This is a genomic window from Amycolatopsis sp. Hca4 (assembly GCF_013364075.1).
In the GTDB taxonomy this organism is placed as follows: domain Bacteria; phylum Actinomycetota; class Actinomycetes; order Mycobacteriales; family Pseudonocardiaceae; genus Amycolatopsis.
This window is the reverse complement of record NZ_CP054925.1, coordinates 7,084,151-7,103,866: the sequence shown is the minus strand read 5'-3', so window position 1 is coordinate 7,103,866 and position 19,716 is coordinate 7,084,151. Positions and strand designations below refer to the sequence as shown.

General features: G+C 71.4%; 19 protein-coding genes. 11 read left to right on the top strand and 8 right to left on the bottom strand.

What is annotated here, in order from left to right; translation table 11 throughout:
* Nucleotides 1–43 precede the first annotated feature (43 nt).
* The 3 genes from HUT10_RS32035 to sepH all read left to right on the top strand — a co-directional run bounded on the left by HUT10_RS32035 (nt 44) and on the right by sepH (nt 2,914).
* Nucleotides 44–706 carry a response regulator transcription factor gene (locus HUT10_RS32035; RefSeq protein ID WP_176174604.1) on the top strand — a complete coding sequence of 221 codons (663 nt, stop codon included), beginning with the start codon at nt 44–46 and terminating at the stop codon, nt 704–706.
* Nucleotides 703–1,854, top strand: a complete 1,152-nt coding sequence (locus HUT10_RS32030; protein WP_176174603.1) for a HAMP domain-containing sensor histidine kinase — start codon at nt 703–705, stop codon at nt 1,852–1,854. The genes HUT10_RS32035 and HUT10_RS32030 overlap by 4 nt, the downstream gene beginning before the upstream one ends.
* Nucleotides 1,855–2,068: 214 nt before the next feature.
* A complete protein-coding gene (gene sepH, locus HUT10_RS32025; RefSeq protein ID WP_176178116.1) occupies nt 2,069–2,914 on the top strand; it encodes a septation protein SepH in 846 nt (281 codons plus the stop codon).
* Here the strand turns inward: sepH and HUT10_RS32020 are convergent.
* The 3 genes from HUT10_RS32020 to HUT10_RS32010 are packed head-to-tail and all read right to left on the bottom strand — an operon-like array spanning nt 2,911 to nt 4,727.
* Nucleotides 2,911–3,264, bottom strand: a complete 354-nt coding sequence (locus HUT10_RS32020) for an MmcQ/YjbR family DNA-binding protein (protein ID WP_176174602.1) — start codon at nt 3,262–3,264, stop codon at nt 2,911–2,913. The genes sepH and HUT10_RS32020 overlap by 4 nt on opposite strands.
* A gap of 12 nt (nt 3,265–3,276) precedes the next feature.
* Nucleotides 3,277–3,888 carry a DUF2537 domain-containing protein gene (locus HUT10_RS32015; protein WP_176174601.1) on the bottom strand — a complete coding sequence of 204 codons (612 nt, stop codon included), beginning with the start codon at nt 3,886–3,888 and terminating at the stop codon, nt 3,277–3,279.
* Between the two features lie 32 nt (nt 3,889–3,920).
* Nucleotides 3,921–4,727: an RNA methyltransferase gene (locus HUT10_RS32010; RefSeq protein WP_176174600.1), complete on the bottom strand. Its 807-nt coding sequence runs from the start codon at nt 4,725–4,727 to the stop codon at nt 3,921–3,923.
* 210 nt (nt 4,728–4,937) lie between these two features.
* On the opposite strand from HUT10_RS32010, the gene HUT10_RS32005 reads away from it, so the two are divergent.
* The 5 genes from HUT10_RS32005 to HUT10_RS31985 all read left to right on the top strand — a co-directional run bounded on the left by HUT10_RS32005 (nt 4,938) and on the right by HUT10_RS31985 (nt 9,517).
* A complete protein-coding gene (locus HUT10_RS32005) occupies nt 4,938–6,437 on the top strand; it encodes a glutamate-cysteine ligase family protein (RefSeq protein ID WP_254897106.1) in 1,500 nt (499 codons plus the stop codon).
* A gap of 15 nt (nt 6,438–6,452) precedes the next feature.
* A complete protein-coding gene (locus HUT10_RS32000) occupies nt 6,453–7,049 on the top strand; it encodes a TetR/AcrR family transcriptional regulator (protein WP_176174598.1) in 597 nt (198 codons plus the stop codon).
* Between the two features lie 73 nt (nt 7,050–7,122).
* Nucleotides 7,123–7,782, top strand: a complete 660-nt coding sequence (locus HUT10_RS31995; protein WP_176174597.1) for a heme oxygenase (biliverdin-producing) — start codon at nt 7,123–7,125, stop codon at nt 7,780–7,782.
* A gap of 188 nt (nt 7,783–7,970) precedes the next feature.
* Entirely contained in the window at nt 7,971–8,594 is a 624-nt protein-coding gene (locus HUT10_RS31990; RefSeq protein ID WP_003088226.1) for a superoxide dismutase, read from the top strand.
* A 104-nt stretch (nt 8,595–8,698) separates the two neighbouring features.
* The gene (locus tag HUT10_RS31985; RefSeq protein WP_176174596.1) at nt 8,699–9,517 is read left to right on the top strand and encodes an arylamine N-acetyltransferase; all 819 of its coding nucleotides are present in this window, start codon (nt 8,699–8,701) and stop codon (nt 9,515–9,517) included.
* A 518-nt stretch (nt 9,518–10,035) separates the two neighbouring features.
* On the opposite strand, the gene HUT10_RS31980 is transcribed toward HUT10_RS31985, so the two are convergent.
* Together HUT10_RS31980 and HUT10_RS31975 are read right to left on the bottom strand one after the other, a co-directional pair.
* Nucleotides 10,036–11,292 (bottom strand): MFS transporter, encoded by a 1,257-nt coding sequence (locus HUT10_RS31980; protein WP_176174595.1) that lies wholly within the window; start codon nt 11,290–11,292, stop codon nt 10,036–10,038.
* Between the two features lie 98 nt (nt 11,293–11,390).
* Nucleotides 11,391–11,822, bottom strand: coding sequence for a MarR family winged helix-turn-helix transcriptional regulator (locus HUT10_RS31975; protein WP_086844964.1), 432 nt, complete (start codon nt 11,820–11,822; stop codon nt 11,391–11,393).
* A 107-nt stretch (nt 11,823–11,929) separates the two neighbouring features.
* Here HUT10_RS31975 and HUT10_RS31970 point away from each other — a divergent pair, with 107 nt between their 5' ends.
* A complete protein-coding gene (locus HUT10_RS31970; protein WP_176174594.1) occupies nt 11,930–12,508 on the top strand; it encodes a hypothetical protein in 579 nt (192 codons plus the stop codon).
* Here HUT10_RS31970 and HUT10_RS31965 read toward each other — a convergent pair whose 3' ends face one another.
* On the bottom strand, nt 12,509–13,978 hold the full coding sequence (locus HUT10_RS31965) for an NCS2 family permease (RefSeq protein WP_176174593.1): 1,470 nt from the start codon (nt 13,976–13,978) through the stop codon (nt 12,509–12,511).
* Nucleotides 13,979–14,060: 82 nt separating this feature from the next.
* Here HUT10_RS31965 and HUT10_RS31960 point away from each other — a divergent pair, with 82 nt between their 5' ends.
* The gene (locus tag HUT10_RS31960; RefSeq protein ID WP_003088242.1) at nt 14,061–14,288 is read left to right on the top strand and encodes a DUF2530 domain-containing protein; all 228 of its coding nucleotides are present in this window, start codon (nt 14,061–14,063) and stop codon (nt 14,286–14,288) included.
* Here the strand turns inward: HUT10_RS31960 and HUT10_RS31955 are convergent.
* Complete coding sequence (locus tag HUT10_RS31955) at nt 14,285–17,092, bottom strand: sacsin N-terminal ATP-binding-like domain-containing protein (RefSeq protein ID WP_176174592.1); 2,808 nt, start codon at nt 17,090–17,092, stop codon at nt 14,285–14,287. The two genes, HUT10_RS31960 and HUT10_RS31955, sit on opposite strands and share 4 nt — an antisense overlap.
* On the bottom strand, nt 17,089–19,020 hold the full coding sequence (locus HUT10_RS31950) for a DUF3027 domain-containing protein (protein ID WP_254897105.1): 1,932 nt from the start codon (nt 19,018–19,020) through the stop codon (nt 17,089–17,091). The genes HUT10_RS31955 and HUT10_RS31950 overlap by 4 nt, the downstream gene beginning before the upstream one ends.
* Here HUT10_RS31950 and HUT10_RS31945 point away from each other — a divergent pair.
* Nucleotides 18,949–19,716, top strand: coding sequence for a glutaminyl-peptide cyclotransferase (locus HUT10_RS31945; protein ID WP_176174591.1), 768 nt, complete (start codon nt 18,949–18,951; stop codon nt 19,714–19,716). The two genes, HUT10_RS31950 and HUT10_RS31945, sit on opposite strands and share 72 nt — an antisense overlap.

The following is a 19,716-nucleotide window of genomic DNA, read 5'->3' as shown; positions in this document are numbered from 1 at the left end:
TCGCTTATGCGCTCCTTATGGCCTTCCGGCGCAGACTGGGCGGGTGCGCGTGCTGGTGGTGGAGGACGAGCGGTTGCTGGCCGACTCGGTCGCGGAGGGACTGCGGCGCTTCTCGATGGCCGTCGACGTCTGCTACGACGGCGAGCAGGCCATGGAACGCGTCGGCGTGCACGGCTACGACGTCGTGGTCCTCGACCGCGACCTGCCGAAGGTGCACGGCGACGACGTCTGCGCGGCGGTGGTCCGCGCGGGCGGCGAGGCGCGGGTGCTGATGCTGACCGCGGCCGCCGACGTCACCGACCGGGTGGCCGGCCTTGGCCTCGGCGCCGACGACTACCTGACGAAACCGTTCGCGTTCGCCGAGCTGGTCGCCCGGGTGCAGGCGCTGTCGCGGCGCGCGCGGCCGGCGTTGCCGCCGGTGCTGCAGCGCGACGGCGTCGTGCTCGACCTCCCGCGCCACCAGGCCGCCCGCGACGGCCGGTTCCTGCTGCTCTCGCCGAAGGAGTTCGCCGTGCTCGAGGTGCTCATGCGGGCGGAGGGCGCGGTCGTCAGCGCCGAGGACCTGCTGGAGAAGGCGTGGGACGAGCACGCGGACCCGTTCACCAACGCGGTGCGCGTCGCGGTGATGACGTTGCGGCGCAAGCTGGGCGACCCGCCGGTGATCGAGACCGTGCCGGGTGCCGGCTACCGGTTCGGCACGCCATGACCGGCTTTTCGGTCCGGACGAAGCTGACGGCCTGGTACGGCGGGCTGTTCCTGCTCGCCGGGGTGGTCCTGGTCGTCATCAACTACCTGCTGGTGCAGAGCACGCTGCCGGACCCGGCCCGGGTCGCCGACCGGACGATCAACACCGCCGACGTGGCCTACGGCGTCTCCGGCCAGGCGGCCATCCCGTCCCCGGGCGTCGCGATCCAGCTGCTCAGCGGCTCGCTCGACACCTACCGCGCCTCGACGCTGTCGACGCTGGTGGTCGGCTCGGCGATCGCGCTGGTGGCCACGGCGGCGCTGGCGGTGCTGTTCGGCTGGCTGATGGCGGGCCGCGCGCTGCGGCCGCTGCACGACATCACCTCGGCCGCCCGCAGGCTGGAGGCGGGCAAGCTCGACCGGCGGATCAACCTGGAAGGGCCGCCGGACGAGCTGAAGGAGCTGGCGGACACGTTCGACGGCATGCTCGACCGGCTCGCGGAGTCGTTCGACAGCCAGAAGCGGTTCGTCGCGAACGCCTCCCACGAGCTCCGGACGCCGCTGGCGGTCCAGCGGACGCTGATCGAGGTGGCGATGGCGGATCCCGACGTCCCCGCGGAGCTGAAGAAGCTCGGCACGCACCTGCTCCACACCAACGAGCGCAGCGAGCGGATGATCGAGGGACTGCTGGTGCTGGCCCGCAGCGACCGCGGGCTGCACGCGCGCACCCCGGTGCGCTTGGACGAGGTCACGGCGTCGGTGGTCCGGGCGACTTCCGCCCAGGCTGCGGCGGCCGGGGTGACGGTGGAGACGCGCCTGCGGCCGAGGACGGTCGCGGGCGACCCGGTGCTGCTCGAGCGGCTGGTGACGAACCTGGTGGTCAACGCGATCACGTACAACGCTTCCGGTGGCTGGGTGTACGTCGAGGTGCGCGGGGACCCGGCGCTGGAGGTGCGGAACTCGGGGCCGGCGGTGCCTCCGGAGGCGGTCCCGACGCTGTTCGAGCCGTTCCGGCGGCTGGGCGGCGCGGAGCGGACCGGGGACACGCGCAACGCGGGGCTCGGGCTGTCGATCGTCCGTTCGGTGACCCAGGCGCACGGGGGTCGCGCGGAGGCCCAGCCGGGACGGCGCGGCGGTCTCACGGTGACGGTCCGGCTGCCGCCCGCGTGATCCCCCCGCGCCGCCGTCTTGATCCACTCGATCGTGACGTTGCGTGTCCGGCGTGTCACCCCTTTGCCGCTGACCAGCGTGGTCGACGATGCAGAGGACACGAAATGAACAGTGGGCAGTTCGGTGCGGACTCGGCGCGCCTCGCACGTCAAGCCGACGCGCCGTTCTAACGTGGGCACCCACAACGGTGAAGAAGATCGGGGAGGCGAGAACAATGCGGGCGCTGCGAGTGGTCGGACTGCACGAGGACGGGAAGTCCATCGTGCTCGAAGACCCGGCGAGCCGTACTCGTTTCCTGCTCCCGGCTGATGAGCGTCTGCGCGCGGCGGCGCGGGGTGACATCACCCGCCTCGGCCAGATCGAAATCGAGTTGGAGAGCCAGATGCGGCCACGCGAGATCCAGCAGCGCATTCGCGCCGGCGAGTCCGTCGAACAGGTCGCCGCCGGCGCCGGTATCTCGACGCAGCGCGTCGAGCGCTACGCCTACCCCGTGCTGCTCGAGCGGTCCCGGACCGCCGAGCTGGCGCAGAGCGCCCACCCGGTCCGCGAGGACGGTCCCGACGTGCAGACGCTCGGCGAGGTCGTCGCCTACAGCTTCGGCGTCCGCGGCCACGACTACTCGCAGGCCACCTGGGACTCCTGGAAGGGCGACGACGGCCGCTGGGTCGTCGTGCTCCGCTGGAAGGCCGGGCGGTCGGACAACCGGGCGCACTGGGCGTTCTCCCCCGGCGCGCACGGCGGCACGGTCACCGCGCTGGACGAGAACGCCGAGGTCCTGCTGGACCCCAACGCCTACCGCGCCCCGCGCACGGTCCGCGCCCTCGCCCCGGCCCGCGAGACGGAGTTCCAGCCGACGCTGGATTCGGTCGAGCCGGAGCGCGCGCAGCTGCCCTCGGCCGAGCCGGACCCGGACGACGACACCCGCGAGATCCCGCGCGTCCCCACGGACCCGGACGAGGACACGACGGTGCCGGACCCGCGGCCCAAGGCGAAGAAGAACCACCCGATCGTGCCGTCCTGGGAGGACGTGCTGCTCGGGGTCCGCTCGCAGCGCGGCTAGACCACCCGCGCCGCGAGCGTCTTCGGCGCGACCAGCCGGTAGGCCTCGCGAAGGATCCGGTCGACCTCCGCCCAGTCGAGGTCGACGTCCAGCCGCACGCCCAGCCAGCCGCGGTGCCCGACGTACGCCGGCCGGAAGAACCGCTCCGGTTCCGTGCGCACCAGTTCCTCCTGCGCGCCCGGCGGCGCCGGGCACCAGAAGGCGAGCCTGCCGTCGCCGTGGTGGTCGTCGGCGAACATGGCGAGCGTCTTCTTGCCGCGCACGAACCACGCGGGCGAGCCGTGGCTGAGCCGCTCGGTCGTCTCCGGCAGCGCCAGGCACGACTTCCGCAACGCCTCCAGCTGCTCCATCCCCACGCTCCCCTAGAAGGCGATCACCAGCACGCCGATCCACGCGAGCACGACCCCGCCCGCCGCGCCGTAGGCAGCCCAGCGCAGGATCGGCGTGCGCCGGATCAGCCACAGCGACGGCGTGATCCCGGCCGTCACGATCACCGAGGCCGCCAGTGCGAGCCAGCCGCTGGTCTCGCGGGCCAGCGTCGAAGCCAGCGCCAGCATGGCGACCACGACCACGGCGGCGATGAACGCCGAGACGGTCAGCCCGGTCAGCCACGGCGTCGGCTCGCCGGGCGGGCCGGGCGGCCCGAGCACCGCGCGGACGAACCGGTGGCCGCGGTCGGTGGGCTGCAACGGCGGCTCGACCACGGTGTCGTCGCCGGTCACCGGATCGACGAACCGCACGGTCGTGCCCATCACCGAGGCCAGCCGGGTGGCCAGCTGGCGGCCGCGCTGCGAGACCACCGCGCCCGCCTCCGCGCCGGGGTCGGCGGTCACCGCGGACGCCACGCGCGCCCACTCGTGCAGGGCTTGGGCCAGGTCGGCACCGATCGCGAGGCTGTGCGGGTCCACCTCGCGCGCGTGCTCCCCGCCCGGGCCGGCCAGCACCGCGCGCTCGCCGCGGATCCGCAGCTCCATGTGTGTCCCTCCCCACCTCGGAAAGCAGAACTTTAGCCGCCCCGGGCCAGTTCGTAGAAGGCAACGGCGGCGGCCGTCGCGATGTTCAGTGAATCGACTCCGGCCGGCATGGGTATCCGGACGGCGTGATCAGCCGCCGCGAGCGCCGCCTCGGTCAGCCCCGGACCTTCGGCGCCGAACAGCAACGCCACCCGCCCGGGCGCGTGCGCGCGCAGTTCGGGCAGCGGGATCGAGCCCGGCCGCGGGGTGCACGCCACGACGGCGAACCCGCTCGCCCGCAGGTCGTCGAGCTCGCCCGGCCAGTCCGTCAGGTGCCCGAAGGGCACGCGCAGCACGTGGCCCATCGACACGCGCACGCTGCGCCGGTACAGCGGGTCGGAGCAGCCGGGGCCGAGCAGCACGCCGCCGACGCCGAGCGCGGCCGCGTTCCGGAAGAGCGCGCCGAGGTTTTCGTGGTCGCCGACGCCTTCCAGCACGGCGACCGGGCCGGTGCCGCCGGCGACCTCGGCGACGGTGAGCGGCGCGGGCCGGTCGGCGACGGCGAGGATGCCGCGGTTGAGGTGGAACCCGACCACCTCGGCCATGGTGTCCGCGGAGGCGACGTACTGGGGAACGTCCAGTCCGGCCAGGTCTTCGGCCAGTTCGGCGAACCGGCGCGGCACTCCCAGCAGGGCCCGGACCGGGTACCGGGAAGCCAGCAGCCGGGACACCACGACGGTTCCTTCGGCGATCACGAGGCCCCGCCCGCCGGGCCGGTCGGGGCGACGGTCCGCAGTGGACAGGTCGCGGAAATCGTCGACCCGGGGGTCGCCGGAGTGGTCGATGTGGATCACGCCCATCCGCCCAGTCTGTCACCCGCCTGCCGGGCGCCTCACTGGTCCGAACGTCCACCGGACCGTGGTACGAACGGGCTCTTTTTGCTGTGGGTTAACCGACCGTGACGGACTGCACCAGTTTGGCCGCTAGCCCGGGTGCATCGCCTGTGTAACGGTTGTCCGCCGGGGCCTGAAACACGTCCTAGTCCACGCCGACACGAAGCAGGGATGGTCATGGGGATGGACCTCGAGGCTCAGTCGTTCAACACGCTGGACCGAGGGAGGTACCGCCGGAAGGTGCAGCGTTGCCTCGACACGCTGGCCCGGATGCTCACCGACGGCAGCTTTTCCTTCCCCCGCAAGAACATCGGCCTCGAAGTCGAGCTGAACCTCGTCGACCGCGAGCTGCGCCCGTCGATGACGAACACCGCGGTGCTGGAGGCGCTCGACGACCCGTCGTTCACCACCGAGCTGGGCCAGCACAACATCGAGCTGAACGTCCCGCCGCGGCCGCTGGCCGGCGATTCGGCCCTCCAGCTGGAAGACGACCTCCGCGCGTACCTCGACACGGCGGCGACGAAGGCGCGTGACACCGGCTCGGCGCTGGCCATGATCGGCATCCTGCCGACGTTGAAGCACGAGCACTTCGACCAGAAGTGGCTCACCAACAAGACCCGCTACTCCACGCTGAACGACCAGATCTTCGCCGCGCGCGGCGAACGCACGGTGCTCGCCATGGAGGGCGCGGCGCTGCCGGGGCAGCAGCCGGAACGGTTGCGCAGCTTCGCGGAGTCGATCCTGCCGGAGGCCGCGTGCACGAGCGTGCAGCTGCACCTGCAGGTCGCGCCCGAGGAGTTCGCCGCGCACTGGAACGCGGCGCAGTGCCTGGCCGGGCTGCAGATCGCGCTCGCGTCGAACTCGCCGTTCCTGCTCGGCAAGGCGCTCTGGCACGAGACGCGGATCCCGCTGTTCCTGCAGGCGACCGACACCCGGCCGGAAGAGCTGAAGAACCAGGGCGTGCGGCCGCGGGTGTGGTTCGGCGAGCGCTGGATCACGTCGATCTTCGACCTGTTCGAGGAGAACGTCCGCTACTTCCCCGGGCTGCTCCCGGAAACCGACGCCGAAGACCCGATCGAGGCGCTCGACGCGGGGCAGGCGCCGAAGCTCACCGAGCTGCGCATGCACAACGGCACGATCTGGCGCTGGAACCGGCCGGTGTACGACGTCGTCGACGGCCTGCCGCACCTGCGCGTGGAGAACCGGGTGCTGCCCGCCGGGCCGACGGTGGTCGACACGGTGGCGAACGCGGCCTTCTTCTACGGCGCCCAGCGCGCGCTGGCCGAGGCGGAACGCCCGGTGTGGAGCCAGATGTCGTTCCAGGCGGCCGAGGAAAACCTCTACGCGGGCGCGCGCCGCGGTTTCGACGGGCAGCTGTACTGGCCGGGCATCGGCTGGATCCCGCCGGACGAGCTGGCGCTGCGGGTGCTGCTGCCGCTGGCCCACGAGGGCCTGCGCCGCTCCGACGTCTCCGACGAGGCCCGCGAGCGCTACCTCGGCATCATCGAGCGCCGCTGCCTGGCCCGGCGGACCGGAGCGACCTGGCAGCGGGACTACGTCGTCCGCGCGCAGGAGCGCGGCCTGGACCGCGAGGCGGCACTCGGCCGGATGCTGGGGCGCTACCTGGAGCTGTCCGAGGCGGGCGAGCCGGTGCACACGTGGCCGGTGGCCGATTGACGCTAGCCTGGGTGAATGCCGAAGATTCTCGGTGCGTCGCTGGAGGCGCACCGGCGTGAGGTGCGGGCCCGGGTCTTCGAAGTCCTGCGCGCGCAGCTCTACGAGCGCGGCTTCGACGCGATCACCCTCGCCGGCGTCGCTTCGGCGGCCGGGGTGGGCCGGACGGCGCTCTACAACCACTTCCCGGACAAGGAAAGCCTGCTCGTCGCGTTCGTCGAGGACGAAGCGGCCCAGTACGTCACACGGCTGACCGAGGCCGTCGAGGCCCAGGCGGACCCGGTGGACCAGCTGGCCACGTTCGTCCGGCTGCAGCTGCGCGTGCTGGCGGAGTACCACATGCCACCGGGGACGGCCCTCGCCTCGGCACTGGCCCCGGCGGCGTACCGGCGGATCAGCGCCCACGCCGACCCGATCACCGACCGCCTCCGGGCCATCCTCGCCGGCGGCGTCGACCTGGGCCGCTGGCCGGCCGAGGACCCGGACGTCCTGATCCCGATGATCACCGCGGCCCTGGGCAACCGCACCCTGGTCGACGGGCCGGCCGGACAGCTGGAGGACGTCGTCGAGGCGGCGGTGCGGTTCGTCCTCCGCGCGGTGGGCGCGACGGTTTAGGGTGGCCTAAGTCCGAATCATGCCCTACGATCTTTCTGACAGCCTGTCAGATCGATCGCCGGGAGGCCTGCCCATGTCGGTGACCACGGACGCCCGCCCCTTCTCGGCGACCCTGCGCGCGTCGACGCTCGAGGTCCACGACCGGGCGAACTACTCGACGTACATGCGCGCCCTGCTCGGCGGCGAGCTGACCCGCCAGGGCTACGCCGAGCTGGCGGTCCAGTACTACTTCGTCTACGGCGCGCTCGAAGCGGCGAGCGACGCGATGGCCGGCGACCCCGTCGGCGGCGAGTTCGTCTTCGAGGAGCTGCGGCGGCTCCCGCTGCTCGAGCGGGACCTCGCCCACCTGGTCGGGCCGGACTGGCGCGAGACGATCACGCCGCTGGCGTCCACTCGCGAGTACGTCGCGCGGATCCGCGAAGCGTCGGCGTGGGCCGGCGGGTACGTCGCCCACCACTACACGCGCTACCTCGGCGACATCGCCGGCGGCCAGGCCATCCGGCGCCTGCTGGAGAAGACCCACGACGTCGCCGAGGCCGGCACGCTCTTCTACCACTTCGAGGGCATCGGCAGCGCTCCCCGCTTCCGGGACCAGTACCGCGCCAAGCTGGACAACGCGCCCTGGGACGAGGCCGAGCGCGCCCGGGTGATCGACGAGACGCGGGTGGCGTTCGAGTGCAACGTCGCCGTCTTCGAGGAGCTGGCGACGCGGCTCGACGAGTTCCGTGCTTGATCTCACAGGTCGTTGACCTCCAGTTAAGTCCAAGTTGCAGGCTCGGTTTCGGGTGTCGGACCCTCGGGTACGCCACTCGTGAGCCGCCGTCCCAAGTAGTGACGGCCACCCGCCCCCGCTCGCCGGGAAGGGGCGTGTGCTACTAGGTTCGGTACCGGAAACTTGTGTCGAAGACAGAAGGAGGGCCAATGGCCCGCTACGAGCTGCCCGATCTCGACTACGACTACGGCGCCCTCGCGCCGCACATCTCCGGCGAGATCAACGAGCTGCACCACAGCAAGCACCACGCGACCTACGTCAAGGGCGCGAACGACACGCTCGACAAGCTCGAAGCCGCCCGCGAAGCGAACGACTTCGGCTCGATCGTCGGCCTGGAGACCACGCTGGCCTTCAACCTGGCCGGCCACGCCAACCACGTCGTGTGGTGGAAGATCCTGTCGCCGGAGGGTGGCGACAAGCCGACCGGCGAGCTGGCCGCGGCGATCGACGAGGCGTTCGGCTCCTTCGACAAGTTCAAGGCGCAGTTCACCGCCGTCTCGACCACGATCCAGGGCAACGGCTGGGGCGCGCTCTCCTGGGACCCGATCGGCAAGACGCTGATCACCCAGCAGCTGCGCGACCACCACAACAACCTGATCCTGCCGACCGTGCCGATCCTGCTGGTCGACGTCTGGGAGCACGCGTTCTACCTGGACTACAAGAACGTGAAGCCGGACTACGTCAAGGCCCTGTGGAACATCTTCAACTGGGCGGAGATCTCCAAGCGCTTCGACAACGCCGTCGCCGGCGGCAACGGCCTGCTGCTCGGCTGAGCGGTTCGTCGTCGGACGGGGTCCTCCTCACGGAGGGCCCCGTTTTTCGTCGCCGGCGAAACCGCCTTGACCTCGAGTGCGGTCGAGGTGTTTCAGTGGACGGCATGGACATCGACGCGTACCTGGACCGCCTCGGCGTCGCCTGCCCCGCGGCGCCCGACCTCGCGACGCTGCGCCACCTGCAGGAACGCCACCTGGCGGCGGTGCCGTTCGAGAACCTGAGCAGCCACCTCGGCGAGCCGGTCGTCCTGGAGGAGGACGCGCTGTTCGCCAAGGTCGTGCACCGCCATCGGGGCGGATTCTGCTACGAGCTGAACGGCTTGTTCGCAGCCTTGCTGCGCGCGCTGGGCTACGACGCTTCCCTGCACGCGGCCCAGGTCTTCCACGCCGACGGCACCCCGGGCCCACCCCTGGACCACGCGGCGATCGTCGTCTCCCTGGATTCGCAGGACTGGCTGGTCGACGTCGGCTTCGGCCGGTTTTCCCGGTACCCGCTGCAGTTGTCCGCCGTGGACGCCCAGCGCGACCCGGACGGCGAGTTCCTGGTCCTGGACGCGCCGTACGGCGACTACGACGTGCTGCTGGACGGCAAGCCGCAGTACCGCCTGGAGCGCCGGCCGCGCCCGCTGGCCGACTTCGTCCCGATGGCGTGGTGGCAGACGACGTCCCCGGAGTCGCACTTCACCCGCTCGCTGACGTGCTCCCGGGCGACGTCCCAGGGCCGGGTGACCCTGGCGGGCGACAAGCTGATCGAGACGGTGGACGGCATCCGGAACGAGGTCCACCTGCCCACTCCGGCGGCGATCCGGCTGGCGTACCGCGTGTACTTCGGGATGGTGCTGCCGCGCCTGCCGGTACCACCGGGCGGGAATCCCTTGACCGGCAGCGCGGACCGGCCGGACACTGCCGTGCACGCGTCCTGACGTGAACGAAGCCCCGGCCTGGGGTTTCCCAGGGCCGGGGCTCCGTCCGTTCCCGAACTGACTGCCGCTCCCACCACGAAGCGGACGTGTATGAGGTTAGCCTAACCTCAGCTCTCCGGGCAAGAGGCCCGATCTCACTCTTCCGGGTGACCGCAGATGTGCGGGCCCGAGGTTTTGTCGGTGCGTGCCGATACGGTCACAGCGTGAACACGAGGGGGAACTCGAACCGCACCGCGGCGCTGGTCGTCGTCGCCGTCCTGGTCTTTCTGGCCACACTCGGCGGCGGCGCCTGGCTGGTCCTGCGCAGCACGGTCTTCCGGCCGGTGGCACTGCCGGACCGCCGAAAGACCTGCCCAGCCCGTGGCCGGAGCAAGGGGCGGAGCCGGTCCGGGTCTCCTACCCGCGTAAGTCCGGGGCGGAGCTGCGCACGTGGGCCGAGTCACTGGTGCCGAGGTTGCTCGGAACCTAGCGCAGGCGGTTCGGTTGCGGCAGCTTGTCGGCCTGTCCGGTGTGGACGCTCAGGCCTTGGCCCGCTTCAAAACCCGCAGCCCCAGCCCCCGCTTCACCGGCCAAGAAACCCCACCACGCCGAATCAACACCACCGCGCAAACCACCGCCGCCAACGCCGAAACCGCCCCACCGATGTAGAACGGAGACCGCCCGCCGAACTCCTGGGCCATCCACCCCACCATCGGCCCGCCGATCGGGTTGCCGCCGATGAGCACCAGCACGTACAGCCCCATCACGCGGCCACGCATCTCCGGGCTGACCGACGTCTGCACCAGGGCGTTCGCCGTGTTGAGGAACGTCATCGTGGCGAAGCCCAGCGGGATCAGGCCGAGGCCGAACGTCAGGTACGTCGGCATGAAGGCCGTGATCAGCTCGAACACGCCCAGGAAGAACGCCGACACCAGCATCAGCCGCACCCGCGGGCGGCCCTTCGTGCCGCGGCGGGCCGACATGATCGCGCCGGTGAACGTGCCGACCGCGACCAGGGTCGACAGGAGCCCGTAGCCGTCGGCCGCCGTGTGGAAGACGTTCGCCGCGACGATCGGCAGCGAACTGAAGTACGTGATGCCGAACGTGCTGACGAACAGCACCAGGACCATCACCGTCATCAGGTCCGACCGGCGGCGGACGTACCGCAGCCCCTCGGCCAGCTGCCCCTTCTCGCGCGGCACCGCCGCGACGCGGAACAGTTTGTCCGGGTTCATCAGGACCAGCCCGGTGATCACCGCGACCGTGCTCAGCGCGTTCGCGATGAACAGCCACCCGGTGCCGATCCAGGTGATCGCGAACCCGGCGATCGCCGGGCCGACGATCCGCGCCATGTTGAAGATCGACGAGTTCAGCGCGACGGCGTTGGCCACCTGGTCGCGCCCCACCATCTCGGCCACGAACGACTGCCGCGTCGGCACTTCCAGCGCCGCCGTCACGCCGAGGGTGAAGCACAGGACGTAGACGTGCCAGAGCGCGGCGATCCCGGTCAGGTCGAGCACGCCGAGGATGACCGCCTGCGAGCAGGCCGCCACCTGGATCCAGGTCAGCAGCCGCCGCTTGTCGACGCGGTCGGCGAGGACGCCGGCCCACAGCGAAAGGAACAACGTCGGCGTGAACTGCAGCGCGACCGCGATGCCGAGCGCGATCGGGTTGTTGCCGCTGAGGGTGAACACCAGCCAGTCCTGGGCGATGCGCTGCATCCAGGTGCCGATGTTCGAGATGACCTGGCCGGTGAAGAACAGCTGGTAGTTGCGCACGCGCAGCGACGCGAACATGCTGCGGCGCTTCGGAGAGGATGGCGGTGAGGCCGATTCCCGGGTAGCAGTGGTCTGGATCGAACGCTTTGTTTCGCTACCCGTGGCCGTCACCGTGGTTAGTTCCCCGCCATCCTGTCTATGATTTCGGCGGCTTTGGAGAGCACTTCACGCTCTTCGTCGCCGAGTTCCGCCAGTTGCCGGTCCAGCCACGCCTCCCGCACGGAGATGGCCTTCTGCACGTAGGCCAGCCCGCTCTCGGACAGCTCGACGATGGCCTGCCTGCCGTCGGTCGGGTGCGGGCGCCGTTCGACGAACCGCAGCTCCTCGAGCGCGGCGATCACCCTCGTCATCGAAGGTGGCTGGACGCCTTCCTTCGCGGCGAGCTGACCCGGGGTCAGCGCACCGCACTTGTGCAGGGTGGACAGCGCGGCGACCTGCGTGAGCGTGAGGTCGTCCCCGACGCGCTGTGCCCGCAGCCGGCGGTTGAGCCGGACCACCGCGAGACGCAGACGGCTCGCCAAGGAGCGCTCGTGCGTGTCGCCGGACATATAGTTAGCATACCTTACGAAACTTCGTCCGAGCGGGTGATCTCCGTCAACCCGCAACCCGGGACAACTTCGCGCGTCCTCACCAGCAGCAGAGCCTGGGGAGCGCGATGAACAAGAAGCTGGTGGGTACGGCCGTGATCGGCGCGGCGGTCCTGGCGGTCGTGGCGGCGCAGTTCTTGAGCGGCGGTGACGACGCGCCGGCGGCCGCGCCACCGCCACCGTCGCCCTCATCGGCCATCGAGGTCGAGCACCAGGAGGTCTACCGCTTCCCCGAGGTGGCGAACGGCCGCGGCTGGAACTTCGCGATCCCGGTGCCGCCCTGGCCCTCCGACCACGTGGGCGACCACGCCACCTACCGCGACCCGGCCGGCGGTGTGGTGCTGGAAACCGACCGCGTGCCGCTCCCGCAGGAAGACCCGGTGAGCGGCCTGCGGGCGGTGGCCAAGGCCGACCAGCTCCCCGGCTACCGGCTGACCTCGATCGCCGCCCGCGAGCCGGTGGGGGCGATGGACGCCGGGCAGTGGGACTTCACCTACCAGAAGCAGGGCGTCACCCGGCAGGTCCGGGAGGTCGGTGTGGGGACGGGCGAGGTCCTGATCACCATCCGCTACGACGCCCCGCAGCCGGTCTTCGAGGCGAACCTGCCCGTCCTGACCAAGGCCCTCCAGGTCGCCGACCCGGGCTGACTACTTGAACGCCGCCTGGATCGGGCCGACCGCGAAGTACGCCACGAAGGCCAGCGCGATCACCCACATGAGCGGGTGCACCTGCCGGGCCTTCCCGGTGGCCGCGCGGATCACGACGTAGCTGACGAACCCGGCGCCGATGCCGTTGGCGATCGAGTACGTGAACGGCATGACGACGATGGTCAGGAACGCCGGCAGCGCGATCGAGTAGTCGGTGAAGTCGATGTCGCGGACCTGCGACATCAGCATCGCGCCGACCACGACGAGCGCCGGCGCGGCCGCCTCGACCGGCACCACCTGGTACAGCGGCGTCAGGAACATCGCGGCGAGGAACAGCACGCCGGTGACGATGTTCGCCAGGCCGGTCCGCGCACCCTCGGCGATGCCCGACGCCGACTCGACGAACACGGTGTTGGAGCTGGCCGAGCCGAAACCGCCGGCCGCGCCCGCGAGGCCCTCGACGAACAGCGCCTTGCCGACGTTGGGCAGCTGGCCGTCCTTCGGCAGCAGGTCGGCCTCCTTCGCGAGGCCGGTCATGGTGCCCATCGCGTCGAAGAAGTCGGCCAGGACCAGCGTGAACACCAGCAGGCAGACGGTGATGATCGGCAGCCGCGTCCAGGCGCCGAACGAGACGTCGCCGACGAGCGAAAGGTTCGGCAGGCCGAACACCTGGTCCGGCAGCGCCGGGTAGCCGAGGTTCCAGCCCTTCGGGTTCGTGCCCTGCGACGGCCCGGCCTTGACGATCGCCTCGACGACGATGGCCAGCACGGTCGACGCGAGCACGCCGATCAGAATCGCGCCCTTGACCTTGCGCACGACCAGGATGCCGGTGAGCAGCAGGCCGACGACGAACACCGCGGTCGGCCAGGAGGCGATCGAGCCGTTGATGCCGAGGCCCACCGGGACGGTGGTGTGCGCGGCGTCCGGCAGCCGTCGCACGAACCCGGCGTCGACCAGGCCGATCAGGCAGATGAACACCCCGATGCCGACGGCGATCGCGGACTTCAGCGCGGCGGGCACGGCCCGGAACACCGCGGTCCGGAAGCCGGTGAGCACCAGCAGGACGATGATCACGCCCTCGATGACGACCAGGCCCATCGCCTCGGGCCAGGTCATCTGCGGGGCGATGGTGACCGCGACCAGGCTGTTGATGCCCAGGCCGGTCGCGATGGCGAACGGGTAGTTCGCGACCAGGCCCATCAGGATGGTCATCACGCCGGCGACGAGCGCCGTCACCGCGGCGACCTGCGGTACCGGGAGGATGCCGCCGAGGAGGTCCTTGTGCGCGCCCGCGTCGTCGGCCGAGAAGCTGCCGATGATCAGCGGGTTCAGCACCACGATGTAGGCCATCGTGACGAAGGTGACCAGGCCGCCGCGCAGCTCGCGCGGCACGGTCGACCCCCGCTCGGTGATCTTGAAGAACCGGTCCAGTGTGGACGTCCCGGTGCGGGTCGTCTCCTGCTCCGCCATTCGCCTGCCCATTCTGTCGCTGCTGCGGAGTACCCTGCACCTCGTGAGTGAACCGATCAATCCACCGGAGGTTACGGGCTCGTTGCGGCACACGCCGGAGCTGCCCAAGAGGCTGACCGACCTGACGCCGGTGGTGATCGTAGGCACCTCGATCTGGGCTGTCGCGCTGGTGGTGCTCTTCTTCACGACTTCGGGGCTGTGGGTGCAGACGGCGCTGTCCGGTTTCGCGCTCGGTTTCGTCGGCATGGCGATCATCGCCTGGCAGCGCGCCGCCGCCCGTCGCGGGTCGAAGTCGGCCCAGCGGCTCTAAGCGAGCATCGTCCGGGGCGAGGGGTCGTCGAGCAGCGCCGTGATGAGGTGCCGGTCGGGCCAGCGCCCGGCCGCCCAGGCGAACGCCCGCGCGAGCCCTTCCGAGGTGTCGGCCGCGTGCAGCCGTCCGTCGGACCACCACTGGACGTCGTGGTCGGCGCCGTCGATGCGCACGGTGAGCGGGTCGTGGACGAGCAAGCCACCCTCGGGCAGGCCGACGCCGAGCTGGTCCGCGACGAGCTTCAGCGCGGGCAGCTCCGCCCAGGGCGCGTACTCGCCTTCGCTGGTCACCTCGGCGGCCGCGCCGCTCGCGAGCGGCAGGTCGAGCAGGTCCGCGAGCCGCTCCGGGTCCTCGGGGGCGACCACGTACCGGTCCGGCTCCAGCGCCCCGGCGACCCACGGCACGTCCAGCACCAGCGCGTCGTCCACGACGGACCCGTCCGCGGCCCGCACGGCCCGCGGCACGCCCGGCTCCAAGCCGGACTCGACGACGGCGTCGTAGGCACGCGTGGTCAGCCCGGGTGAGACCACCCGGTCCGGGTCGGCGAGCCGGGCGAGCAGGTCCGCCGCCTCGTCCACTGTGGACAGGGTGAGCCCGGCGCGCACGCCGGCGATCCTGAGGAGGTCTTCACTGAGGCCGACGTCGGGAACCTCGTCGAAGAGCCCGGCGAGATCGGCGTCCGGCAGCCGCCATTCGTTCGGCGCGGCGCCGGCGAGCACCGCGTACTGGGCGATCCACCAGCGCGCATGCCCCTGCGGGGTGCGCAGGGCGTGCCAGGTTCCGGGCCGCGCGGCGAGCAGCCGGAGGGCCGCGGGCCAGGCGTCGTCGGCGACGAGGTCGAGGTCCCGGATCGCGACGAGCGTCGACGGCGGCTCCGGCATCGAGTCCCACCAGGCTTCCTCGTCGGGGAGGTCGTGGTCGGGTTCGTGCGGCTCGTCGTCGACGACCACGGCGAAGGAGTCGAGCACGCCGGCGGCCTCGAGGGTGCTTTGCGGCCAGTCGCCGGCGAAGTCCTCGTCGAGGACGTCCATCGCGCCGTCTTCCTCGAAGACCTCTTCGTCGAAGACGTCGAGCAGCGGCGACGACGGCAGGACGAGTTCGTCGGCCCGGCGCCAGGTGTCGGTGCCCGGCAGGGCGAGCGCACCGACCCACCGCGGGGCGTCGTCGCCGCAGTCGGCGATCAGCCGGAGCACGGCACCCGCGAGGGTCGTGCCGTCCAATCCGGACTGGACGTCCTCGACACTGCGTTCGACGGCGTCCCGCAGCTGATCGGCGTTGAGCAGCTCACGAGCATCGGCGTGCTTGGCGCCCAACCGTTCCAGGAGCGGGTGCGACGCGGCGGGGTGCACCAGCCGCAACCCCGGGATGTCCACATCGGACAAAAGATCGAGCAGTTCGGCCGAGCCTTCGACGAGCAGGCAGCCCCGCGCACCGGGCAGCGTCCGCCCGTCGGAGAGCGGGACGGGAAGCCCGTCCAGCCGTTCCGCGGCGAGCACGTGCGACTCGACGGCGATCGCCAGCGCGCTGTAAACGTCCCGCCACCAGCCGGGCTCACGGGTGACGCCGGTCAGCGTCTCCAGCACCTCTTCGATGCCGATCACCTGCACCGAAACGGCTTTGAGCACCGACGCGGGCCCTTCGAGCAGACCCGGCACGAGCTCGACGAGCAGTTTGGACAGCCCAGGCACGTCGATGTCGAGCACCCGAGCCTGCCGCCCGGAGACTTCCGAGCCATCCTCAGTGGACAGCCAAGGCTCGACACTCAGCGCCGCAAGGACTTCGTCGCGCAGCTTGGCATCCACAGTGGACTTCGGAAACCCGGGCGCCGGAACGAGCGCAAACCGTTGCGGGGCCGGCAACAGCCGGACGAGCCCGACGTACTCTTTCGCGGCCGCCTCGAGCGCTTGCGCCAGTTCGGGTCCCGGAAGCGCACGGCGTCGCGACGGTTCGACCGGAACGGAGGCGAGCAGCCGAGCGGGCAGCGAAAGCCCGTCGTCGGTGGGTGTCGGAGCGCGCAGAACGTCTTCTTCGAGAGGCCGCGGCGAACCATCGGCACCGACCGGGACAGCCCACACGACGTCACCGCGATGGGTCAGCCAGCGCGTCTCCTGCCCGGGCCCCCGGATGACGACTACGTCGCCGTCGGCCGCACGCGTCCAAACGCGACCGTCCACATCGAACTCACCCAGCCACGGCAGGGCGAGCAGCAGATCGGCGACGTCCCGGGCGAGTTCGTCGAGAAGAGAACGCCCGTCGACACCATCCCGAAGCGGCAGCTGCACTTCGGTGTCGAAGCCGGGAGGCACATCGGCGGCAACGGGCCAGGGAAGCCGGAGGACGGGAACGTCCCCCTCGACCCCGGCGGCGTCCCGGGTCCGCGCGGCGGAGAAGACAACCCCGCCGGTGCGCGAGACAACGCGGGGTTCATCGGTAACGGTCCGCACGGCGGCGAAGCCGACCCCGAACCGCCCGACGGTCTCGCCGGTCTTGCCGGAGGCCCGCAGGGAGGCGAGCGAAGCAACGCCCCGCGAGTCGAGCGGAGCACCGGTGTTGGCGAACCGAAGTTCGGAGTCCACAAGAGACACCCGAACCCGCCCGGGCTTCCCCTCGGCCATGGCGGCATCGGCGGCATTCTGGGCGAGTTCGACGAAGAGCCGATCCCGGTAGGCGCCGACCCGGAGATCCCGTTCGACGTTGGTGTCTTCGGTGAGCCGGGTAGGCGAGTCCCGCCAGGACCGCAGGGTGGCCTCGCGAAGCCGGGCGGTCCCGAAGGGATCACCCGGCTCGGTGACGTGCTCGGTCACCGGTCGGAGGCGCCGTCGCCCCGGGCTTCATCGGTGGTTTCGGACGGGGGGAGTTCGCTTTGGGGGGCCGAAACCTGGACGGCATCGGTCACCTCAGCCTGCGTGGGCTCGGCTTCCTCGGGATCCGGAACCTCGGCCACAACGGGCACGCGGGCTTCATCGTCGCCAGAGGGCGGCTCGGCCTCTTCACCTGCCGCGACGGCCTCACCAGCTTCGGCGCGCTCGCCAGCTTCGGCGGGCTCGGCGGGCTCGGTGGCGGAATCATCCGAAGCAACCGGCTCAACCTCCGGCGCAACCGGCTCGGCGACAGCCGGAACCGAGTCGGCCAGCTCCGAAGCCGCAGGCTCGGGAACCACCGAAGCTGCCGGTTCACCCGGCTCAGCAACCTCATCGGCCGCTGCAGGCACCTCAGCCGCGGCTGCCGCTGCCTCGGGCTCGGCCACCACGGGCTCAGCGGCCTGATCAGCCACCTCGGCGGCGGGTTCCTCCGCAGCCACCGGTTCGGGTTCCACCGCGGCCGACTCCGCAGCCGCCGGAGCCGAGTCAGCCAGCTCCGAAGCCGCGGGCTCGGGAACTTCGACCGCCTCGGGCACCGCCGAAGCCGCAGGCTCGACCGCATCCGCCACCACGGGTGCCTCAGCCGCCACCGGCTCGGCCAGATCGGTCACCACCGAAGCCGCAGCTTCAACCGGCTCAGCGGCCTCATCCGCCGCTTCCGCCGGCTCGGCGACCTCATCGACCACCGCAGGCGCCTCCGCCGCCACCGGCTCAGCCGCACCTTCGGCCGCCTCGGTTGCCTCCGGGACCAGCGGCTCGGCAACCGCGGCCGGGGTCGGCTCCGCGGGCGCCGGCGGCTCCACCTCGGCCGGCGAAACGTCCGACTCCGCTATTGCCGTCTCCGGCTCGGCCGCTGCCGTCTCAAGGACCTCCGGGGCATGCGCCGGCTCCGCAACCTCCGTGGCTTCCGGCGCCTCCACCGGCTCCGCAACCTCCGGCGCCTCCACAGCACCCGAAGCCTCCGAGCCCCCGTCAACCTCAGCAGCCTCCGGCGCCGGGGCGAAGTCCAGCTGGGAATCGTCGTACACCAGCTCCGCCACCGGGACCGACGACGTCACCTCGACCTCGACCTCCGAGTGCGCCCCGCACCCGTACTCCACGTCCACCACGTGGCCGTCCGCCGGGGCGATGTCGTTGCTGCACACCCCGAACACCCCGCGCAACGATCCCGCCAGCGGCACGAAGAACCCGCACGTCCCGCACACGTCCGGCGCGCTCCGGGCCATGTCCGACCGCGGTCCGAACTCGCCCGCGTGCCAGCGCGACGCCGCCTCTGTCCGGCCGAAACGGGACAGCACGTGTACTCGTCCCAAGCCCACCTCGTGGGCCGTCTCCTCCACCGCCGGGTCGTCCGACTGCAGGTACGCCGGGGCCAGGCGGGGGTCGTTCTCCGGGGTCGGGAAGATGTCGCCCACCCCGAGGTCGCCCGCGCGGACGCGGCGCTCCCACGGCACCCACGCCGGCGCCACCAGCGCCGACGGGCCCGGGACCAGCACGACCTCGCTGACCGTCACCGGCTCGTCCTCGGCCGCCACCGCGACCGTCACCGACCAGCGCCAGCCCCCGTAGCCCGGGACCTGGGCCTCGAACAGGTGACTCGCCGTGACCGCGTCCTCGCGGGTGGCCCCCACGTGGGCGCCGAGCTGCTCCTCGGGTGCGTCCTCCAGCACCGCAGCCCGCGCGAACTCCACCGCATCGGCGAGTTTGCGCTGCACGGAACCGTCGTCGAGGGTCAGCAGCAAAGTCATGCGGCCAATTGTGCCGCACGCATCCGCGGCGCCCGTGCCAGGCTGTTCATCGTGCGCACGCCGATCGTCACCGCCCTGCTGCTGGCCTCCCTCCTGGGCGGCTGCGCCGGCGCCCCGGCACAACCCGCCGGGCCGGACCGGCTCACCGTCGAGGTCGTCGCGACCCTGCCGCACGATCCCGCCGCCTTCACCGAAGGCCTCGAGTTCGCCGGCGACACGCTGTACGAGAGCACCGGGCTCGCCGGGAAGTCCACGCTCACCGCGGGCCCGGCAGGCGGGCCGCCGCGGACCACCGCCACACTGCCGTCGCCGCTGTTCGGCGAGGGTGTCACCGTCCTCGGGCCGACGCTGTGGCAGCTCACCTGGCAGGACGGCTTCGCCATCGAACGCGACTCGGCCACCCTCGCCGAGCTGCGGCGCGTCCCCTTCGAGGGGGAAGGCTGGGGCCTGTGCCACCAGGACGGCGGGCGGCTGGTGATGAGCAACGGCTCGTCGAAGCTCACCTTCCGGGACCCGCGGACCTTCGCCGTCACCGGCAGCGTCGACGTCGGCCGTGACCAGCTCAACGAGCTCGAATGCGTCGGCGGGGACGTCTATGCAAACGTTTGGCACACCGGCACCGTCCTGCGGATCGACGCCGCCACCGGACGCGTCACCGGGACCGTCGACGCAGGTCAGCTGCGCGCGAGGGTGAACGTGACCGACCCCGAAGCCGTGCTCAACGGTATCGCCGCCGTCCCGGGAACCGGCGATTTCCTGCTCACCGGGAAGCAGTGGCCGGTCACGTTCCGGGTGAGGTTCGTCCCGGCTCGGCCGTGA